At 67.9% G+C, this 20007-nt stretch carries 19 protein-coding genes and 2 pseudogenes; 13 read left to right on the top strand and 8 right to left on the bottom strand.

The genetic code is table 11. The annotated features are described in order from the left end of the window. Positions 1-36: 36 nt before the first annotated feature. Positions 37-1029: a right-handed parallel beta-helix repeat-containing protein gene (locus tag LZ199_RS04700; protein WP_253992427.1), complete on the bottom strand. Its 993-nt coding sequence runs from the start codon at positions 1027-1029 to the stop codon at positions 37-39. Positions 1030-1331: 302 nt separating this feature from the next. Here LZ199_RS04700 and LZ199_RS04695 point away from each other — a divergent pair, with 302 nt between their 5' ends. Continuing rightward, positions 1332-1790 (top strand): DUF2267 domain-containing protein, encoded by a 459-nt coding sequence (locus LZ199_RS04695; RefSeq protein WP_163867169.1) that lies wholly within the window; start codon positions 1332-1334, stop codon positions 1788-1790. A gap of 61 nt (positions 1791-1851) precedes the next feature. Here the strand turns inward: LZ199_RS04695 and LZ199_RS04690 are convergent, their stop codons facing one another. After that, positions 1852-2403: a glutathione peroxidase gene (locus LZ199_RS04690; RefSeq protein WP_253992426.1), complete on the bottom strand. Its 552-nt coding sequence runs from the start codon at positions 2401-2403 to the stop codon at positions 1852-1854. A gap of 267 nt (positions 2404-2670) precedes the next feature. On the opposite strand from LZ199_RS04690, the gene LZ199_RS04685 reads away from it, so the two are divergent. Next, positions 2671-3336: a hypothetical protein gene (locus tag LZ199_RS04685; RefSeq protein WP_253992425.1), complete on the top strand. Its 666-nt coding sequence runs from the start codon at positions 2671-2673 to the stop codon at positions 3334-3336. Positions 3337-3406: 70 nt separating this feature from the next. Here LZ199_RS04685 and LZ199_RS46630 read toward each other — a convergent pair whose 3' ends face one another. Beyond that, positions 3407-3547: an Imm52 family immunity protein gene (locus tag LZ199_RS46630; protein WP_253992516.1), complete on the bottom strand. Its 141-nt coding sequence runs from the start codon at positions 3545-3547 to the stop codon at positions 3407-3409. 407 nt (positions 3548-3954) lie between these two features. Here LZ199_RS46630 and ygfZ point away from each other — a divergent pair, with 407 nt between their 5' ends. The 3 genes from ygfZ (at position 3955) to bsh (ending at position 6475) form a co-directional block, all read left to right on the top strand. Then, positions 3955-4860, top strand: a complete 906-nt coding sequence (ygfZ, locus tag LZ199_RS04675; RefSeq protein ID WP_253992424.1) for a CAF17-like 4Fe-4S cluster assembly/insertion protein YgfZ — start codon at positions 3955-3957, stop codon at positions 4858-4860. A gap of 14 nt (positions 4861-4874) precedes the next feature. After that, a complete protein-coding gene (locus LZ199_RS04670) occupies positions 4875-5276 on the top strand; it encodes a VOC family protein (RefSeq protein ID WP_253992423.1) in 402 nt (133 codons plus the stop codon). A gap of 251 nt (positions 5277-5527) precedes the next feature. Further along, on the top strand, positions 5528-6475 hold the full coding sequence (gene bsh / locus LZ199_RS04665) for a choloylglycine hydrolase (RefSeq protein ID WP_253992422.1): 948 nt from the start codon (positions 5528-5530) through the stop codon (positions 6473-6475). Between the two features lie 104 nt (positions 6476-6579). On the opposite strand, the gene maiA is transcribed toward bsh, so the two are convergent. Continuing rightward, on the bottom strand, positions 6580-7236 hold the full coding sequence (gene maiA, locus LZ199_RS04660; protein WP_253992421.1) for a maleylacetoacetate isomerase: 657 nt from the start codon (positions 7234-7236) through the stop codon (positions 6580-6582). Next, positions 7233-7541, bottom strand: a pseudogene (locus tag LZ199_RS04655) (fumarylacetoacetate hydrolase family protein); the annotation flags it as partial. The gene maiA and the pseudogene LZ199_RS04655, both read right to left, overlap by 4 nt. Before the next feature lie 4 nt (positions 7542-7545). Here LZ199_RS04655 and LZ199_RS04650 point away from each other — a divergent pair. Genes LZ199_RS04650 through LZ199_RS04640 form a run of 3 tightly spaced genes read left to right on the top strand, consistent with a single transcriptional unit; the run spans position 7546 to position 8233 of the window. Further along, positions 7546-7746 (top strand): TetR family transcriptional regulator C-terminal domain-containing protein, encoded by a 201-nt coding sequence (locus LZ199_RS04650; RefSeq protein ID WP_407667169.1) that lies wholly within the window; start codon positions 7546-7548, stop codon positions 7744-7746. Positions 7747-7786: 40 nt separating this feature from the next. Then, the gene (locus LZ199_RS04645) at positions 7787-8014 is read left to right on the top strand and encodes a hypothetical protein (RefSeq protein ID WP_253992419.1); all 228 of its coding nucleotides are present in this window, start codon (positions 7787-7789) and stop codon (positions 8012-8014) included. 3 nt (positions 8015-8017) lie between these two features. Further along, entirely contained in the window at positions 8018-8233 is a 216-nt protein-coding gene (locus tag LZ199_RS04640; RefSeq protein WP_253992418.1) for an alpha/beta hydrolase, read from the top strand. Between the two features lie 329 nt (positions 8234-8562). Here LZ199_RS04640 and LZ199_RS04635 read toward each other — a convergent pair whose 3' ends face one another. Further along, positions 8563-8949, bottom strand: coding sequence for a hypothetical protein (locus tag LZ199_RS04635; RefSeq protein WP_253992417.1), 387 nt, complete (start codon positions 8947-8949; stop codon positions 8563-8565). 178 nt (positions 8950-9127) lie between these two features. Further along, positions 9128-10342: a benzoate/H(+) symporter BenE family transporter gene (locus LZ199_RS04630; protein ID WP_253992416.1), complete on the bottom strand. Its 1215-nt coding sequence runs from the start codon at positions 10340-10342 to the stop codon at positions 9128-9130. A 397-nt stretch (positions 10343-10739) separates the two neighbouring features. On the opposite strand from LZ199_RS04630, the gene LZ199_RS04625 reads away from it, so the two are divergent. The 3 genes from LZ199_RS04625 to LZ199_RS04615 all read left to right on the top strand — a co-directional run bounded on the left by LZ199_RS04625 (position 10740) and on the right by LZ199_RS04615 (position 18143). After that, on the top strand, positions 10740-11795 hold the full coding sequence (locus LZ199_RS04625) for a hypothetical protein (protein ID WP_253992415.1): 1056 nt from the start codon (positions 10740-10742) through the stop codon (positions 11793-11795). A 287-nt stretch (positions 11796-12082) separates the two neighbouring features. Then, positions 12083-15058, top strand: coding sequence for a Vps62-related protein (locus tag LZ199_RS04620; RefSeq protein WP_253992414.1), 2976 nt, complete (start codon positions 12083-12085; stop codon positions 15056-15058). A 151-nt stretch (positions 15059-15209) separates the two neighbouring features. Next, complete coding sequence (locus tag LZ199_RS04615) at positions 15210-18143, top strand: Vps62-related protein (RefSeq protein ID WP_253992413.1); 2934 nt, start codon at positions 15210-15212, stop codon at positions 18141-18143. 442 nt (positions 18144-18585) lie between these two features. On the opposite strand, the gene LZ199_RS46625 is transcribed toward LZ199_RS04615, so the two are convergent. Next, positions 18586-18912: an ATP-binding protein gene (locus tag LZ199_RS46625; protein ID WP_323389200.1), complete on the bottom strand. Its 327-nt coding sequence runs from the start codon at positions 18910-18912 to the stop codon at positions 18586-18588. Between the two features lie 6 nt (positions 18913-18918). Here LZ199_RS46625 and LZ199_RS04605 point away from each other — a divergent pair, with 6 nt between their 5' ends. Both LZ199_RS04605 and LZ199_RS04600 read left to right on the top strand, forming a co-directional pair. Continuing rightward, the gene (locus tag LZ199_RS04605; RefSeq protein ID WP_253992412.1) at positions 18919-19632 is read left to right on the top strand and encodes a hypothetical protein; all 714 of its coding nucleotides are present in this window, start codon (positions 18919-18921) and stop codon (positions 19630-19632) included. Continuing rightward, positions 19575-19808, top strand: a pseudogene (locus LZ199_RS04600) (tyrosine-type recombinase/integrase); the annotation flags it as partial. The gene LZ199_RS04605 and the pseudogene LZ199_RS04600, both read left to right, overlap by 58 nt. Between the last annotated feature and the right edge of the window lie 199 nt (positions 19809-20007).

The raw sequence follows: 20007 nt of genomic DNA, 5'->3' as shown, positions 1-20007 counted from the left end.
TCGCGGCTTCTCTCCGCGAGCCTCTTGTCTCGGGGGTTACGGCGCGGCGAGACGTGTCGGCCGGTCGGCGGGCAGCGAGAAACACCCAGGGATGCCCCGTGAGAACACGGACCGGAGGTCCGGGGCGTCGTCGCCCGAGCGGCCCGGAAGCTCCACGTCGATGTTTCCGTTCTCTCCCATGACTATCCGATTGGGGACGTAGAACGTCTCCGCCACGGGCCCGCCGTTGCCCGCGAAGACGTTGCAGCGGATGTCGCCGGTCTGGATGTACATGTGGACGATGCCCGCATTCGAGCCGGCGATGAGATTGTAGCGGATGTCGATGGCTCCCGCCTGGACACCCAGGGCGAAGAACGCGTTCTTCCAGAAGACATTGCCCTCCACGGTGGCGGTGTCGTTGAAGTGATTGAACAGCAGGCCGTGCTGGTTGTGCTGGAAGAGGTTGTGGCGTACGTCGGCTCGTGCTCGGAAATAGAGGAGCATGGCGGTGTCGTTGTGTTCGAAGATGTTGAACGCGATGCGCGCGAAGACCTTCTCCTTGCCTCCCATCGCGTAGACCGCCGCCGTGTACCAGTTGCCGGAGCACCAGCTCGACAGGCTCGCGGGGAGGCCGCAGGGCGTGTCGGAGCCCACGTTCCTGAAGGTGAATCCCTCGATGACCACGTCGGAGGCGTAGGAGAAGTCGACCAGGGCCCGTGAGGCCCCCTGGGCGTCGAGGACCGTGAAGGGTGCGCCGCTTCCCAGCAGCCGGATGCCGCTCTTGAGGCGGACATGTTCGTTGTAGACCCCCGGGGCGACGTGCACCGTGTCACCGGGGGACGCGGCGTCCACGGCGGCCTGGATGGTGGGATACTCCCCGGGCACCCGGAGCACCGGCCCGCGAATGGCCTCCTCACTGCTTTCTTCGGGAGCCTGCTGCTCGGGGGCATCGAGCGCGTCCGCTTCCACCGGGCCCGCCATGTCTGGAGCCTCCCCGCATGCGGCGACGTAGACGACGAGGGCCAACGAGCCAAGCTGCTTCCAGGACATACCGACCTCTTCGAGGTGATTGATGCGTGGAGCAGGCGACCGGCCCATCGCCGCCAGGGCCGACTCTAGCTTCACGGCGAGCCCCATGGGGAGAGCCAAAAAGGTCCACGCCAGGTGGGGTGCGTCTTGTCCTGTGCTGAACCCGGGTTTCATCCCCGGAGGCCATGGGGGTGGATCCGGGGACTGGCGAGGGGACGGGCGGAGTCACGGCGTCTGGCTGATGCGCGTGCGCACCATGGCCACTGTCACAGACATGGCCGTGGATGGACATGCGAGTCCGCGGCGAGCAAGGAGATGACCCCATGGCGCAAGAGACCGAGCTTCCTCCCTCCATCACCCCGGTGAAGGAGCGCGACGAGTCGCTGGACCTCCAGGCGTTCCTCGACGAAATCGGCAACAGCCGCGAGGTCAGCGTCAACAAGGTGGAGGCGCGGGACGCGGCGCATGCGGTGCTGTGCACGCTGGCGCGCCGTCTGTCCGATGGTGAGGACGTGAAGCTGATGAACGCGCTGGGCAGCGACATCGGCGATATCGTCGGAGAGTGCACCATCCTCCGAGGCCCGTCCCATGCCCGGCGCATGCACCGCGAGGAGTTCATCTCCGACATCGCGGACCACCTGAAGATTCCGGTGGACCAGGCGGACCGGGTGATGAAGGTGGTGTTCACCGCGGTGAGGGACCGCATCCCCGAGGACGAGGTGTCCGCGGTGGCCTCTCAGCTCCCGCCGGACCTCGCGGACAGCTTCCGCCGGCCGGTGTAGCGGGGCGAGTCGCCGACACCGGGCTTCCATTCACCAGGAAGCCCGGCGTGGCTCACGACACTCAGGCCGGCTTCGCGAGCGCCGCGTCGATGGCCTGGACCAGGCGCGGGTCCTCCGCCGTCACGTCCGGGGCGAAGCGGGCGGCGACGCGACCATCGCGGCCGATGAGGAACTTCTCGAAGTTCCACTGCACTTCAGGAATCGGATTCGCCTCGATGCCGTAGCCCTTGAGCTTCTGGCGCATCGGCCCTTCGCCGGTGGCGTCGGGGACGGCGCTCGTCAGCTCGCGGTAGAGCGGGTGCTTGTTCTCGCCCACGACGGAGATCTTCGAGAAGAGCGGGAACTTCACCGCGTACGTCAGGTCGCAGAAGTCCTTGATCTCCGCCTCGGTGCCCGGCTCCTGGCCCATGAAGTTGTTCGCGGGAAAGCCGAGCACCTCCAGCCCCTGGGCGTGCTTGCTCTCGTAGAGCTTCTCCAGGCCCTCGTACTGCGGGGTGAGGCCGCACTTGGAGGCGACGTTCACCACCAGCAGCACCTTGCCCTTGAACTGCCCCAGCGTCAGGGCCGCGCCGTCGATGGACTTCAGGGGGATGTCGTAGAGGTTCTGGCTCATATGGGCGCGGAGCCTCGTACTTTGACCCAGCGCCCGTCAATCGCTGCTTGGGTGCGGGTATCCCGGCAATGCCTCTCGCCACGTCACTCGCCAGACGTCTACGGTTCAACTGGTGGGGGGGGCGTGCCGGACAGCGCATTGCCGGGTACGCACGAAGTGTGAAATGTGGGGCAGCGTCGCGTATTGACACTCTCGCACTGTTACGGTCACGCTGCGATGATGACAAATACTCATCACAGGGGCTCCCTTCGACAAGCGCTGACTGTAGTGGCCGCGTTCGTGCTCCTGCTCGGCAACGGCAACGAGGCGGAGGCTCAGCAAACGGGCAAGACGACCCGATACTGGGACTGTGCCAAGGGAAGCGCTTCGTGGACTGGGAAAGCCTCGGTGACCAGTCCGGTTAGAGCTTGCGCCAAGGATGGCGTCACCGTGCTTGGTCCGGATGTGCAAAGCGGTGCGAATGGCGGCAATGCCTATGCGTGTAATAACAATCAGCCGTGGGCTGTGAATTCGAATCTGGCGTATGGGTTTACCGCAGTGTCTTTGAAGGGCTTGTCAGAAGTCGCATGGAGTTGCGCCTGTTACGAATTGACATTCACCAGCGGGCCCGTGAAGGGCAAGAAGATGGTGGTTCAGGCGGTTAATACGACAGGGGCTGTGGGTGACAACCATTTCTCTCTGCTCATCCCTGGTGGGGGTGTTGGCATTTTCAACGCCTGTAGTAGTCAGTGGGGTGCTCCATCCTCGGGTTGGGGTGCCCAATACGGCGGTGTCAGCACTCGCGCCCAGTGCGACCAACTGCCGTCTCAATTGAGGCCGGGCTGTTACTGGCGATTCGATTGGTTCCTGAACACGGATAATCCTACCGTGAGCTTCAAGCCGGTCGCCTGCCCCACGGCAATCACTGACAAAACAGGCTGCATCCGCAAGTAAGGGTGGGCGAACGCATCGTTGACTACCTGCGCGGGCCGGGTTCCTTCGGGGACTCGTCCCTCCCATTCTTTTACGGTTGGGGATGAAACGGCTTCAACAACCCCGCTCTGTCCAGCAGTTCACGCACGCGCCTCGACAGCGCAGCATGTTCCGGGTTCGTCACGGTGAGTCGCTCGGGAGTCAGGATGATAAGCGAGCCTCGGTCTTCCACCGGCTCGACGCGCACTGGAGCAGGAAGCGGAGGCACCGTTTCGACGTGTTCGCCTGCGTGAGGTGTGGAGGCAGGCGGCGGGTCTTGGCGTACGTGAAGGGGGCCCCCGGGGTGCGGGCGATTCTGGAGCACCTGGGCTTGCCCACGGCATGTGCGAGGTTGGCCCCGGCACGAGGGCCACCCCAGGCCGTGTGGTGTTGAGGCTCAAGACAGCCAACAGGCCCAGGCTCCTGCCACGCACCTGATGGGAGCGCGGCCTGGGCAGGCGTGTGCCCCAAGGGGGCTCAAGCGGCCTGTCCACCGGCCGGGAGCATCGCTCGGGCGGCCCCGTCAGCGGCCCTCCTCGGCCCCTCTGCAGCCTCCCTCCCCCTCAACAGGGCTCCCATTCCTCTTATGCGCTGATCTCGGTGACCGGCGAGGACCGCGTCAGCTTCGTCCACGGCATGTGCACCCAGGACGTGAACGGGCTTGCGACCCCGGGCGCCGCGCGCGCGGCCATGCTCACCGCGAAGGGCGCGATGGTCGCCGACGCGCGCATCGTGAAGCTCCCCGAGGAGCTCCTGATCGACGTCGAGCCGGGGCTCGGGGAGAAGGTCCGCGCCTTCCTCGACACCTACCTCATCAGCGAGGACGCGGAGCTGGCCGAGGCGACCGGCCGCTTCGGCCAGCTCGGGCTCTACGGCCCCCGGGCCGCCGAGGTCTTCGAGCGCGCGTTGGGGATCGCCCCGGCGGCCGGGCTGTTCGAGACCCGCGACGCGCTGCAGACGATCACCTTCGGAGCGCACGCGCTGCACGCCCTCGGCAGCCCCGGCTACACGGGGGGAGGCGTGGAGCTCTGGATCCCGCCGGCCGCGTTGGAGGAGGTCTTCGTGGCCCTCGAGGCGGCCGGCGCCCGGCTGATCGGTCGAGACGTGCTGGAGGTGCTGCGGGTGGAGGGCGGGCTGCCCCGGTACGGCGCGGATCTCACCGACACCACCATCCCCCTCGAGGCGCACCTAGAGTCGTCCATCTCCTACAACAAGGGCTGCTACATCGGTCAGGAGGTGATCGCGCGTGCGACCTTCCGTGGCCAGATGAGCCGCAAGCTGGTGGGGCTCTCGCTGGGCGAGGCGACTCCCGCGCCCGGGACCGAACTCTTCAACGGGGAGAAGCGCGTCGGCTGGATCACCAGCGTGGTGCGCTCCTTCGCGCGCGGCGAGCACGTCGCGCTCGGCTACGTGCACCGCACCCTCCTCACCGAGGGCACCCGACTCTCCCTCGCCGGTGGCGCGGGCGAGGCGACGGTGGCCTCCCTTCCACTGGTGACCCCTTGAGATATCTCCACGCGATGCTCCGCGTCCGCGACCTGGACGCCTCCCTCCGCTTCTTCCGCGACGGCCTGGGCCTGGTGGAGGTGCGGCGCAAGGACAGCCCCGAGGGGCGCTTCACGCTCGTCTACCTCGCCGCGCCGCAGACGCCCGACGCGGAGGTCGAGGTCACCTACAACTACGACGACGAGGACTACGGGAGCGCGCGCAACTTCGGGCACCTGGCCTTCGAGGTCGACGACATCTACGCGACGTGCGCCCACCTGCAGTCGATGGGCGTCACCATCCTGCGGCCGCCCCGCGATGGCCGCATGGCCTTCGTGCGCTCGCCGGATCAGATCTCGATCGAGTTCCTGCAGAAGGGCGAGCGACTTCCGCCCGCCGAGCCCTGGGGGTCCATGCCCAACACCGGCTCCTGGTAGGCCCCTCCGCGCCACGAAAGGGACCGGACAGCTCGCCGCCCGGCTCGCCCGCTTGGGAGCCGGCTCGGAGCGCGCTGGCACGGCGGCGGCGCAAGCCCGCTCGCTTGAAAGCGTGCGAACTCCGAGGCGCGGTTGCCCGCGAGGCCGGGGACGCACGTGAAGCGCACCGGATTGCGCGCCAGTGCCCGGATGGCCACCTGAGGCCCAGGGCCTTCGCGGTCGACCTTCGCGAACGCCCGGGGGGCAGCGCCATGTGCACTGGGATCCGGTTCTCCGACGGTCGCGGCAACCTCTTTCTCGCCCGGAACCTCGACTGGACGAGCGGCTACGGCGAGCGGGTGGTGGTGACTCCCCGGGGATATGCCCCCAAGTCGCCGTTCAAGGCCATCCCGGGCATCCGCTTCGCCACCATCGGCATGGGCATCGTGGAGGAGGACACGCCGCTCTACTTCGACTGTGGCAACGAAGCCGGGCTCGCGGTCGCCGGACTCAACTTCCCGGGGTATGCGGCCTACGCCGCACAGCCGGTGGACGGCGCGACCAACGTGGCCGCGTTCGAGTTCCCCCTCTGGGTTGCCTCGCAGTTCGCGAGCGTCGACGAGGTGCAGACCGCGCTCGAGCGCGTGACGATCGTCGACAGGCCGATCAACCAGAAGTATCCCAGCTCGCTGCTCCACTGGATCATCGGCGATGCGAAGCGCGCGATCGTCGTGGAGACCACGCTCAGCGGCCTGCAGGTCTTCGACGACGACGTGGACGTCCTGACGAATCAGCCAGGGTTCGCGTGGCACCACGAGAACCTGCGCAACTACCTCAACACCTCGCCCGTGTACCCCGAAGCGATCGAACTCGGCAGGGCGCGCCTCGTCCCGTTCGGCTCGGGCTCGCACATGCGGGGCATTCCCGGCGACTATACCTCGCCCTCCCGCTTCGTCCGCGCCGCGTACGTCCACGGCCACTACCCGAACCAATCGACCGAGGAGGAGAACGTCAGCCGCGCGTTCCACACGCTCCAGCAGGTCGCGATGGTGGACGGCTGCGCCGCCATGGACTCGGGCGGGTTCGAGAAGACGATCTACAGCGGCCTCTTCTCGTCCCAGACGACGACCTACTACTGGAACACCTACGACGATCCGGCGATCCGCCGAGCCCGACTGGCGGATCACTCGCCGGGCGGGACCGCGCTGGTGGTCGTGTAGCCGCGGCGACTGGAGGCCGGGCCCGATCAAGACGCGCGTTGGCGCGCTTCGTACCCGCGCCCGCGAGCCGGGGCTCGCCGGCGTCGGTCCTCCCGTTCAGAGGCTCAGGGCTGCGCGTCGGGCTGCGCGTCGGAGTGGGCCTGGGCGAAGGCGGGGAGCTCCTCGCACGCGGCCTCCACGCGGCGCAGCGTGGGCCAGCGGTCGACCTCGAGCTTGTTGCGGCGGGCCGCGTTCAGCTGCGGGACCAGGCACGCGTCGGCCATCGTCACCGCATCGCCCACCAGGAAGGTCCCGGCAGTCCGCGCCGCGAGCGTCTCCAGGCTGTCGAGACCGCGCGCGATGAAGCCGGCGGCCCACGCCACCCGATCCCCGCCCAGGCGCTCGACCTCGGCCAGCACCGAGAGGTTCTGCAGGGGCTGGATGCCCGCATTCACCAGCTCGGCGTATTGCCGCACGGTCGCGCGCGCGAAGGGTTCGGCGGGCAGCAGCGAGGGCGTGGGGAAGCGCTCGTCGAGCCACTCCATGATGGCGAGCGACTGGGTGAGGACATGCGTCTTGCCGTGCTCGTGGATCTCGAGCGCGGGGACCTGGGCCAGCGGGTTGATCGAGCGGAAGGCCTCGCCGAACTGCTCCCCGCCGCCGCGCACCAGGTGCACCGGGGCGTAGCGAAACGAGAGGCCCTTGTGGTGCAGCGCAATGCTCACCCGCCAACTCGCGCTCGATCGCCAGTAGTTGTGCAGGATCAGGTCGGGGGCGCTCACGCGGGCACCACCTTCTGGTGGATGCGGCCGAAGACCGACACCCCGTCATGGCCGGCCATGTCGATGGTCACCACGTCGCCGTGCTGGAGGAAGCCGGTCTCGGGGCGCCCGTGATCGATGGTCTCGATCATGCGGCGCTCGGCCAGGCAGGAGATCCCGCGCTGGCGGTCGACGTTGGAGACCGTGCCGCTGCCCACGATGGTGCCCGCCGTGAACGCGCGGGTGCGCGCGATGTGCTGGACCAGATCGTAGAAGCTGAAGTGGATCTCGGGACCCGCGTCCGGATCACCCACCAGCTGGCCGTTGCGCCTGGCCCAGGCCGCGCGCATCGCCGTCGCGGAGGGGCACTTCCACAAGGACGTGGATGTGGAGCAGTTCGCCCACGATGAGAACGCGCTCCTGCTGGGCTTCCACCACTCCGCGCGCCTCTTGAAGGAGCCGCGCGCGGAGACGTGGGCCCGGCGTGCCTTCGACGCGCTCCTGCGCGCCGCCCGGCCCCAGCGCTCCTGAGCTTTCTTTGGCGGTGTGTCGTTCCGAGGAGGACCTCGTCATGGCGAAAAATAGCACGAACGTTCGGGCGAAATTGTCGATGTGGGGCGTGAAGGCGGCGGCGTTGAGCGTGGGGGCGGTGGCGCCGGGGCTGACGGCGGCGTGGGCGGACCGGATGTTCCGGACGCCGCGGCGGCCGCATCGCTCGAAGACGGCGGAGGCGGTGCTGGCGCGGGGGCAGCCTCGGATGCTGACGCTGGGGGGCGAGGAGGTGGCGGTGTGGAGCTGAGGCGTGGGCCCGCGCGTGCTGCTGGTGCACGGGTGGAGCGGGTATGGCGGGCAGCTCACGGCGTTCGTGGAGCCGCTGGTGGCGGCGGGCTTCTCCGTCGTGACGTACGACGCGCCGGGGCATGGGCAGTCGTCGGGGAGGACGAGCTCGTTGCCGGAGATGGCGGAGCTGGTGGCGGACGTAGGAGGACGATCGACTTCGACGTGTTCGCCTGCGTGAGGTGTGGAGGCAGGCGGCGGGTCTTGGCGTACGTGAAGGGGGCCCCCGGGGTGCGGGCGATTCTGGAGCACCTGGGCTTGCCCACGGCATGTGCGAGGTTGGCCCCGGCACGAGGGCCACCCCAGGCCGTGTGGTGTTGAGGCTCAAGACAGCCAACAGGCCCAGGCTCCTGCCACGCACCTGATGGGAGCGCGGCCTGGGCAGGCGTGTGCCCCAAGGGGGCTCAAGCGGCCTGTCCACCGGCCGGGAGCATCGCTCGGGCGGCCCCGTCAGCGGCCCTCCTCGGCCCCTCTGCAGCCTCCCTCCCCCTCAACAGGGCTCCCATTCCTCTAATGCGCGCCATGCAGCACGAGGGGGCGGCCGCTGGCGCGCAGCGTCTCCACGATGGTTCGCGCGGCCACGGTGAGAATCCAGAACGTCTGCTCGGATTCACGGTGGAGGCGACGCTCGGAGGGGGACAGCGCCAGGTCCTCGAGCGCGGGGACACCCTGCGTCGTGCCGGGGAACAGCCGGTTCCACTCGGAGGGGTGCGCGGCGGCGATGGCGCGGTGGACGTCGGGGGCCGCGTCCTCACAGGCCTTGAGCACCTTGCGCAGTCCACCGAAGGCGGTGGGGAGCGCCACGCCGACGTCGACTTCGATGGCGCGAGAGGGGAGGGCGGAGGGGACTCCCTGTTCCACGGACACTGCGAAGGCAAGACCGGGTCGGGCGCTCACGCTGGGGGGGCCTCGAGAGGGGGACGAATGCAGACGACCCGAGGCGTACTTTCTCATTCTCCAAGCAACCGAGCAATCCGGGGTCCCCGCTATCCACCCGGGGCGGAACGGCCAGGCGTCTCCAGCGATGTATCACGCGGCGCGCCATGTCTCGGGCGAGACGGGCGCGGGGGGCTTTCTAGCGTCGCCAGTTGACGACGGTGGTGGTGGCGAGGCCCAGGACCAGGGCCCAGAAGGCGGCGCCGACGCCGAACAGGGAGACATTGGACAGGGCGACCAGGAAGGTGACGACAGCGCCCTCTCGATGGCGCTCGCTGCTCATGGCCATGGACAGGCTGTTGGCGATGGTGCCGAACAAGGCCATGCCGGCGATGGCGAGGACGAGCTCGCGGGGGAAGGCGGTGAAGAGGGTGACGAAGGTCGCTCCGGCGAGGCCCGCCAGGAGGTAGAGGGCGCCGGAGACGACGCCGCCGGCATAGCGCTTGGAGGGGTCCTCGTGGGCTTCCTTGCCGGTGCAGATGGCGGCGGTGATGGCGGCGAGGTTGAGGGCGAAGCAGCCGAAGGGGGCGAGCGCCATCGTCGCGAGGCCCGTGGTGGTGATGATGGGCGAGATGGGCGTGGTGTAGCCGGACGCGCGGAGCACGGCGACGCCGGGGACGTTCTGGGACGCCATCGTCACGATGAAGAGCGGCACGCCGACGCCGAGCAGCGCGTGCCACGAGAAGGTCGGCGCGGTGAAGACGGGCGTGGCCCAGGCGAAGTGCAGCTCGGAGAAGCGCATCAGGCCGGAGGCCCAGGCCACGCACGAGCCGAGCCCCAGGACGACGAGGATGGCGTAGCGGGGCCACAGGCGCTTGCCGAGCACATAGGCGCCGAGCATGACGGCGACGAGCAGGAGCCGCGTCTTCATGGACACGAAGACGTCCAAGCCGAAGCGGGCGAGGATTCCGGCGAGCATCGCGGCGGTGAGGGGGAGCGAGATGTGGCCGAGGGCCCGCTCGAACCAGCCGGTGACACCGAAGAGGGTGATGAGCGCGCCGCAGAAGAGGAACACGCCGATGGCGTCGGACATCGGCAGGCCGATGAGGCTGGTGGCGAGCAGCGCCGCGCCAGGGGTGGACCATCCGGTGAGGACGGGGGTGCGGTAGCGCAGGGACAGGCCGATGGTCGTCACGGCGATGCCGAGACCGAGTGCGCCCATCCAGGAGCTCATCTGCGCGGCGGTCGCGCCCGCGGCCTCCGCGGCCTGGAAGATGAGGGCGCCCGTGCTCGAGAAGGCCACGAGCACCGTGACGAAGCCCGCGGACAGCGTGGAGCCCGTGAAGGCGGGCGCGGTTTCGCCGGTCAGCAGTTGACTGGCTTCAGCGGATGGCGTGACGGCGTGCTGTTTCATCCACTCGCCACCGTATGCCCGCGCGAGCGGTACAGAACAGGGGGCGCGGAAGCCAGTACAGAAATCACATCGCTGGATGCAGCTCGGAGGTGTGAATTTGAGTGGGTGCCGCGAGTCGAGATGTCTGGGTGAGCGGCCGCGTCTGACCTCTCCTGCCTGGACCCTTGCTGGTCGCTCGTCCAGAGGAGCACGTTCACGCAATCAACAGTCCGAGGACCTGGTGCCACCCCCACTGGTTTTTCCCGAGGCCCATTCTTACCTGCACTCACAGTCAAGTCGGATGAAGGGTGGGGCGAACGTGAAGGTGGGTAACAGAGGGCAGTGGTTCTTTGGCGTGGGGCTTCTTGTTGGCTGCGTGGGATTCTCATCTCCGGCATGGGCGGCGGATGGATGCGAGGTGGTTCCGGTCATCCAGCCGGAAGCGCTCGAGGCCTGGAAGTACGCCACCCAGGCGACGTCGACTTACGGTTCGTGTGATTACTCGGCGGTGGATGGTGCGGGCAACATCATCATGACCCAGATGCCCGAGAACCTCCGGTCGATGGGGTTCACGGTGTTGCGCCCCGACGGCAGCTATTTGTGGGGCGGCGGCGTCTCGAATGCGAACACCATGCAGTTGCTCGGTCAGTCGCGCGGGTTCCTGGGGCGGGCCTATCACCCGCTCGCGGACCTCTCGTGGTTGACGTTCCTCGACAACGTCAACCGGCAGTTCGCGGTTCTCTCGGAACCGGCGACGGGTGTGCTGTGGAACGCGGAGAATCCGATGGGGGGCCTGCATGAGGTGGGGGAGGACAAGACCGTCCGGGCCTACAGCGACGTCGGGCAGGTTCGCTGGAGCACGTCGCTGGCAACGATCCTGAGTGGCCCGCCGCACGTGGTGGGCGTGAACACGGAGGGCCATACGCTGGTGCTGTCCATCGCGCAGACGTCCTCGGGGGCGGCGGAGGTGGAGGGCGTCTGGGTGGACAACTCGGGTCAGCCTGGCACCTCGTTCTCCGCGCTCACGCTGCCGAATCCGCCGCAGTACGCGCATTACACGCTCGTGCCCCTGGTGCAGGGCGGTCTGCTTCTGAGCGCCCAGAACTATCTGGGCAAGTCGTGGGTGGCCTCCTTCGGTTCCCTGCAGACGTCGGCGGGTCCTGTCCCTGGCTGGCTTTCGAATGGGGACACGAGCCCGTTCGCGCTGCTTTCAGGCGGGAGGGGTTACATCCGGTGGACGACGGTGAATGAGGACCCCTCGGGTTGCCAGTTCGAGGCGCGGCTCACGGCGCCCTCGGGCGAGTCCTGCGGCACGGTGCGCCTGCCGAGCACGGGGATGGGGGATGCGTGTTTCATGGTCAGCATGGGCCGCGACGGGACGGTCGTCGAGAGCCTGCCTTCGATCTACGTCAGTGAGAGCCACAGGCCGTATTCCATCTGCCGCGCCCGGTGGTGGCCCGCCTTGTTCCACTGAAGCGGGCGGTCACGCTTCCTCGAACGTGCCCGCGCGAAAGGGTTCGAACGCCTCTCCCATCGCTGTCCGTACCGTGTCGGTGGGGTGAGGGGACCTCTGGGTTCAACTCATCGAGGAACAACACGACTTCGTGCAGGTACGTCGTCACGGCACACCTCTTCCACCCGGCCCTTTGTTGAAGAAGGACACAGCGCCCCAAAAATTCAGAAAGTGGCCGCGGAAAATAACAGCCCCCTCCCTCGCCCCGTCTCCTGCTCGCTGAATTCACGCTGGGAGAGGTCAAAGCAATGGGTCGGATTGGCAGGAAGCTGCTGGGATGCCTCACAACGCTCGTGATGGGCTGTCAGGGTGAAGTCCTGGAAGAGGAGGCGGAGTTCAGCCTCGCATCCCTCCAGCGGGAGCTCGCCCCTCCCCGGGAGGAATCGTGTCTGGACATCCAGCAGGCCCGGCCCTCGGCCCCGGATGGCGAGTACACGCTGTATGTGATGGGGAACCCGGACTGGCCATGGCGCGTCTATTGCCACGGGATGACAGGAGCACCAAAGGAGTACCTGCCCCTCCAGGAGCGCACCCTCTTCTCCAACTTCTCCCAGTACACCGCGGGCGACGCCTCACCGGGCACCAACGTCCGCACCCGGTACTCCAAGCTCCGCATCAATCCCCACACCCGGGAGGTGGACACCTCCGACACGACGTTCGCGACCAGCACGGGGCAGCTCCTCCACGCGAACCAGCCCGTCACCTCCATGCCCTTCGCCACGGCGATGTCGTGCGACTGGGGTGACACGGGCCGGGCCAACATCGACCTGCGTGGCACGCCGTTCAGGGTCGCCCCGGACGCCTTCGTGGTGAGCGGCTGGGAACAGGTCGGCTCCCAGGTCTACGGCTTCGCCGACCAGGTCGTCTCCCTGAAGGGTGGCGGGTACTGCGGCTCGAACGCCCCGCTCAACGCCGACGGGCTCACCGGCGGGAAGCTGCCCCTGTTCTACGCCCTCGCCAACATCCCCTGGGCGCCCGTCGCCCGCGTCTATCCCAGGGACGTCTCGGAGGCCACTGCGCAGCCGCTACAGCCCGGTTACTACAACACCCAGGACCTGAACCTGGGCACCCAGGGCCTCGGCGCCTTCCATGTCCCGCGCGGCTGGAGGGTCGTGCTCCATGCCGGCCCGGGCTTCACCGGCACCACGCACACCCTCAGCGCCGACACCGAGTTCGTCGGCAACGCGTGGTACCGCCAGGCGCGCGGCATCGAGGTGAAGGCCGAGGTCACCATCCACTCCCGCCACGGCTATGAGGGCGCCAGACAGACGCTGCGCGCCGGTCGCTACGAGCTGTGGCAGCTCACCATCGGCAATGACTCCGTGCGCTCGCTCCAGGTGCCGGAGGGCTTCCAGGTCACGCTCTACCAGCATGCTGGCTTCCAGGGCGAGCGGCTCATCCTCACCGAGAACACCGACCTCTCCGGCCACGCCTTCGATGCGCAGACCTCCAGCATCGTGGTCGAATCCACCACCGCCCGGTACAACAACGCCGTCCACGGCCGCTGGAACTCCTCGGGGGGAATGGACTGGAACAGCCCGCACAACCGCGCCTTCACGGTCGAGTACACGGGCCGCCCCGACATCGTGAGCTTCGATCTGGAGGCCCGCTTCGGTCCCTACCTCTACCTCCTGGATGCCAACGGCCAGTTGCTCATGGAGCGCGGAGAGACGATGGCAGACGGCCACGCGCGCCTCGCGTACTTCCTGACGCCGGGAACCTACAAGCTGGTGGCCGCCACCGCCGAGGTGGGCCAGACGATGGACTTCACGGTCCGCTCGGACAAGGCGCGCCTGAGCCTTCCGCAGCGGCTGTGGGTGAAGTCGGTGAGCACCTTCACGTGGGCCTACGACGACACCGGCACGGGCTCACACGACGATGTCTCCGTCTGGCGTCCCGACTTGAGCCAGCACCCCGGCTACTTCTCGCTGGGCGACATCGCCATGCCCGACCATGAACAGGCCCCCCGGACGACGTTCGTGGTCTCCGGCGAGGGAGACCTGCTCACCAAGCCTCTCTATTACAACCGGATATGGGAGGACCGAGGCACGCGAGGCAAGCACGACGCCGCCTTCTGGCAACCCGTTCCCCCTCCCGGATACACGTGTCTGGGTTCCGTCGTGGAGTTGGGGTACGGCCCGCCGCCCACGGACCGCATCCGCTGCGTCAAGGACGCGTACGTGCTGCCCGCGGCCGCCCACTGGGTCTGGAACGACAAGGGCTCCGGCAAGCATGGTGACATCGCGCTGTGGCAGGCGGACCCCGGGGACCACCGCACGCTGGCGACGTCCACCTTCGTGGGCCTGGATCACTACGACGATCCAGACGGCTCGCGGTTCTGGGCCCTCAACAACAGCGCGCTCGCCAACCCGGAGCTGCAAGGGGGCTTCGTCGACGACCTCGCGGTGCTGCGCTACGCTCCCCGCATCCGGCTCCACCCCAACGAGGCGTTCTTCCCCTCCGGCATGAACGACTTCGTGCCGCACATGGTGGATGACGGCGTGCGGCTCAAGACCTGGGACGCGCTCGCCTGCCCCGAATGCACGAACCTGCCGTTCCTCCACGGGCTGCGCCCGGACCAGCACAGCGTCCCCATCTACGCGCAGATCATCCCGCGCACCCAGGCGGGCCAGCCCACCCACACCACCGACGTCATCTACTGGCTCTTCTTCCCCTACAACCGTGGCAAGCCCCTCTGCACGAAGTGGGGCCCCTTCCGGACGTACTGTCTGCAATACACGACGTTCGACAACCACGTGGGGGATTGGGAGCACCTCACCCTGCGGTTCGTCGACGGCCGACCGACCCAGATGGCCCTGAGCCAGCGCGCGGGACTTGCTCCCACCCACTTCGCCAGCAAGGACGTGGCCCTCGTGGACCTCCACCCCGAGGTCTACGCGGCCCAGGGCTCCCATGGCCTGTATCCGGCCCCCGGCCGATACACCTACGCCCAGGTCAATTCCAGCGAGTACTACCACGATGACACGGGGCAAGGCCTCGCCTGGGACGGCTGGAACAATTCCCTCATCTTCCCCTGGCAGCCGGCGGGGACGTACACCACGCCCGGGCTGGAGCACTTCAACCTGACCGTGGACTGGGGCAATGACAAGGCCGGATGCGGAGATCCGAGCCAGGTCTACGTGAACGACTGCATCCTCAACCCGGGCCCCAAGGCCCCCATGGCCCAGCCGTTCACCCAGCCGGGCCACCTGCCGCTGCAATAGTCGCGGGAAATAACACGCGCGCCATCCCGCCGTCCTTTCGTCACGGGAGACATCACTCCTGGGATGAAAGGACGGTTCAGCAAGAATGCCTCGGCGTCGTGGATGGAAGCAGTGGAGCGCCCTCGCGGTGCTTTGTATGGGTTGTCAGCCGATGTCACCGGACGAAGTGGGCGCGGAGCCAGGACCCGGGGAGCTGGACGCGCTGCCCGTCGTGGAACAGCCGCTGGGGCCCCTGCGGGAGAGGTCCTGCCAGGAGATCCGCGCGGCCCGCCCCACCGCCGGAGATGGCGAGTACGCCCTGCACCTGATGGGAGACCCGGCCCGACCGTGGATGGCCTGGTGCCATGACATGGCGGGGACGCCGCGTGAGTACCTCGAGCTGAGAGAGCGGGGCACGTTCGCCAACTTCGCCCAGTACACCGCGGGAGACGCGGCCCCCGGCACCACGGTGCGCACCGCCTACCAGCGGCTGCGCATCGACCCGCACACCCTGCGGGTGGACACGACGGACAAGACCTTCGCGACCTCCACCGGACAGCTCCTCCACGCGAACCAGCCCGTCACCTCGGTGTCGTTCGCCACGGCGCTGTCCTGCGACTGGGCGGACTCGGGCCGGGCCAACATCGACCTGCGGGGCACGCCGTTCAAGGTGGCGACCGAGGCCTTCTCGGTGAAGGGCTACGCCCAACAAGGCTCGAGCGTCTACACCTGGGGCGACCAGGTTGTCGCGCTGCGGGGCGGTGGCTACTGCGGCTGGACCGGGCCCGCGGACTCCGAGGGCCTCACCGGGGGAAGCCTTCCCTTGTTCTATGGCTCCGCCGCGACGACGTGGACGCCCACCGTGACCGTCTACTCCGCGAGCACGTCGAACGCCGGGCTCCAGTCGCTCCAGCCCGGCTGGTACGACGCCCACGAGCTGTCCGTGGGTGAGGACGCCATCCACTCGGTCCGCGTGCCGCGCGGCTGGGTGCTCACGCTCTATCCGGACCGGTCCTTCAAGGGCACGCCGGTCACCCTCACGTCGGACACGGACCTGACGGGACGCGCGATCGACCAGAAGACGTCCAGCCTCAAGGTGGAGGCGCCGGTCACCATCTACAAGGGCAACCACTTCCAGGGGGCGAGTCAGCCACTGCTCGCGGGCCGCTACGACCTGGGCCAGTTGACCATTGGCAACGACACCCTGCGCTCCATCCGCGTTCCCGAGGGCTACCGCGTCACCCTCTACTGGCACAGCGGGTTCCAGGGCGACCAGGTCGTGCTCACCCAGGATACGGACTTCACCGGGCAGCCGTTCCAGGCGAACACGTCCAGCCTCATCGTCGAATCCACCACCGAGCGCGATGACCACAACACGCTGTATGGACGCTGGACGCCGTCCGGCGGACAGCTCCCGAACAGCCGCGACAACCGCCAGTTCATCGTCGACTACACCGGGGCCCCGGACGTGGTGACGTTCGAGCTGGAGGCCAGCGTCGGCCCCTACCTCTACCTGCTGGACACCAGCAACCGGGTGCTCGCGGAGGTCAACAACCTGGACGGCGGCACCGTCGCGCGCATCTCGTACTACCTGAGTCCGGGCACGTACAGGCTGGTCGCCGCGACGACGCTGACGGGCAGGACGGGAGAGTTCACGCTCCGCTCCGACAAGGCGCGCCTGCGCGCCCCGCTGCGGCTCTGGGTCCAGGCGACCAGCGGGTTCGATTGGATCTACGACGACTACAAGACCGGCGCGCACTCCGACCTCTCCGTGTGGCGTCCCAATCTCAGCCAACTGCCGGGCCATTACTCCCTGGGCGATGTCCCGGTGCATGGCCGTGGCGTGGCGCCGAGGATGACCTTCGTGGTCAAGGGCGAGGGGGACGTGCTGGCACGGCCGGTCGACTACACGTTCATCTGGAATGACAGCGGCACGGGCGGCAGGCACGACGTCGGCTTCTGGCACCCCGTGGCGCCGGCGGGATATACGTGCCTGGGCTCCGTGGTCCAGTTGGGTTACGACAAGCCGTCCACCGACCTCATCCGCTGCGTCCGCTCGGAGTATGTCGTTCCCGGCGGCAAGCTCTGGGTGTGGAACGACCAGGGCTCGGGGGGGCACCATGATGGCTCCGTCTTCCAGACGCACTCGCTGGACCACCGCGCGTTGACGGTCCCCGTCATGGTCGGCAATCCGGGCTACGATGCTCCGGACACCGCGCGCTTCTGGGCGCTCAACAAGAGCATGCTCGCCAATCCGGAGCTGCAGGGAGGACTGGTCGACGAGCTGGCGGCGCTCCAGTTCGCGCCGCGCATCTACCTGGCCCCGGGGGAGTACTACCTGCCCTCCTCGGTGGAGCACTTCCTCCCGAACGTGCACGACGCCGGAGGGTTCCTGTGGACGAACCAGGCACTCGGGTGCCCCTCGTGCACGGACCCCTCGTTCCTCGGCGGTCAGCGGCCGGACCAGACGCACGTGCCCGTCTACATCCAGAAGGTCCGCCGCACCTCGCAGGGACGGCCCACGAACGTCACCGACCTCATCTACTGGACGTTCTACCCGTACAACGCGGGCAAGGAGGTCTGCTTCGGCGTCCGCACCGACCTTGGCTGCGTCGGGGGGACGTCCACCTTCGGCAACCACGTGGGCGACTGGGAGCACCTCACCGTGCGGTTCATCGATGGGCGCCCGGCGTATGTCTACATGAGCCAGCACTCAGAGGGAGGGTTCTTCGAGTTCGGCAACAAGGCCATGGCGCTGGAGGGCTTCCGGCCGACGGCCTTCTCGGCGAAGGGCTCGCACGCGCTCTACTCCCACCCCGGCGATTTCACGTACAAGACCCTGCCCGTCTTCGGCCCGCTGACCGATGTGACGGGGTATGGCGTGAGCTGGAACACGTGGGACCGGCCGGTCATCTTCCACTGGCAGCCGATGGGGACGTTCACCGGCTCGCTGGCGTGGCTCAACATCACGTCGGACTGGGGCAATGACAAGGCGGGCTGCGACAACATCGCCACGCAGGTCTCCGGCGAGTGCATCCTCAACCCAGGCCCCAAAGCTCCGATGCTGAAGACCTTCGCGCACCCGAGCGCCATGACGATGGAGTAGCCAGCGCGCCGGCTCACCCGAAGAGCTTCGACCAGAAGGACTTCTTCTCCTTCGGCCGAGGCTCTTCGGCCGTGGGCTTGCCCCCCGCGTCGAAGTCGATGCTCCCTCAAGCAGGAGCGGAGGAGGCGAGCGCGGGGCTTGAGGCAGCGGCCAGGAAGGAGCGGATGAGGGAGAGGACACCGCGAGTGGACTTACGCCGAGTTGCTCAGGAGGACGATCGACTTCGACGTGTTCGCCTGCGTGAGGTGTGGAGGCAGGCGGCGGGTCTTGGCGTACGTGAAGGGGGCCCCCGGGGTGCGGGCGATTCTGGATGTCAAGGCTCGGCCAATCAGGTCGCTGTTCGGTTCGGCCAATCAGGTCCGGACGTGAAGCGCCCGGAAACCGCAGCGGAGTGGTCCGAGCGGGTTCGGCCAAACCGGTCCGGCAGGGGCTCCGTTGCGTGTCAGCGTGCGGCAGTCTCGGCCTGGGCCGCGCGCGGTGCGCGGGTGCGCTTGGCGAGCGGTGGGTTGCGGTAGCTGTCACCCTCGATGGTGAGGACATGGGAGTGGTGCAGCAGCCGGTCCATGGCGGCGCTGGCCAGCAGTGCGTCCCCAAACAGCGGCGGCCACTCCTCCAGAGCGCGATTGGAGGTGATGTGAGGCGGCCTTCGTTGATGCCCTGGTGCCGGGCGGCTCGGTGGACGAGCACCTGCGGCTGATGCTGGTCGTGCGCGACACTGGAGGTATGCGCCCAGCCGCTCGGTGACGCGAACCTCGCCACGCTCACGCATCAGGGCTTGGAGAAGCACCACGGACACGCGGGGCCTGCCTTCATCCTCGCGCTGATGGAGCAATTCATCCGTGCGGAGCGTCTGGACGAACTTCGCGAGCAACATCGGCAGCTCACCTCGAAGATGGCCACCGAAACGACGGAGCAGGCACGCTACGCGGCGCTGCTGGTGCTGGCCGACGTGCTCGCGCGCACGCTCGTCTGCGGCGAAGAAGAGTCCCGCGCCCGAGCCGCCGCACTCGACGCGGGGCAATCCTTCTGTGCCGCCGTGCGGAAGGAGTCCCGAGAGACGCAGACGACAGCCGATGCGGCTTACGACCTCACCATGGGCTACGTCGCCGCGAACTGGACCGCGTTCTCGCAGCCCGTCGCCCTCAAGCGCCCCGGCATGGTGCTGGACGAGAAGGACGCCAACGGACGGAGCATCGTCGCCATCTTCCAGACGACCATGCAGGAGATCGCGCGGGAAGGGCGCTTCGACACCCGGCAGGTGATGACGGAGTTGGCCGCAAGAGGGTTGGTCCACAAAGACGAAGGGCACCTGACGCGGAAGGTGTCCGTCGAGGGTAAGCGCGTCCGCGCCTACTGCGTGGTGCTGGACGACGCGCGGATGGAAACGGAGCGCACGCAGCAAGGCCCCGCGCGCGGGGCCCGCATGGTGGGCTGCGGAAGTGGAAGACGAAGGAGGGCAAGGTGCAGGAGGCGTGGTGGGTGGACGTGAAGTACCAGCACCCCAACGGGAGGGTGGAGCGAGTCCGCAAGGCATCGCCCATCAACACCCGCCGGGGCGCTGAAGAGTACGAGCGTCAAGTCCGCCAAGCCCTCCTGACGGGCACCTTCGGGAAGGAGAAGCAGAACGAGCCGGGCCGGGTCCTCACCCTCGGGGAGTTCGTCCCGCTCAAGGTCATCCAGGAGCTGATGGGGCACGCGACCATCGAGATGACCATGCGGTACGCCCGCCTCGCGCCGGAGGCTCGGGAGAGCGCGGTGCAGCAGCTTGACCGCCCCGTGCCCCACCACGCCGCACTGGGCAGAGACGCCGGAGGGGCACACTGAGGGCACATGAGGCAACGAGGCCAAAGAAAAAGCCCAGCAA

The organism is Myxococcus qinghaiensis, assembly GCF_024198215.1.
GTDB lineage: Bacteria > Myxococcota > Myxococcia > Myxococcales > Myxococcaceae > Myxococcus > Myxococcus qinghaiensis.
The sequence above is the reverse complement of the archived record's forward strand: the minus strand, read 5'-3'. Positions and strand labels throughout refer to the sequence as shown.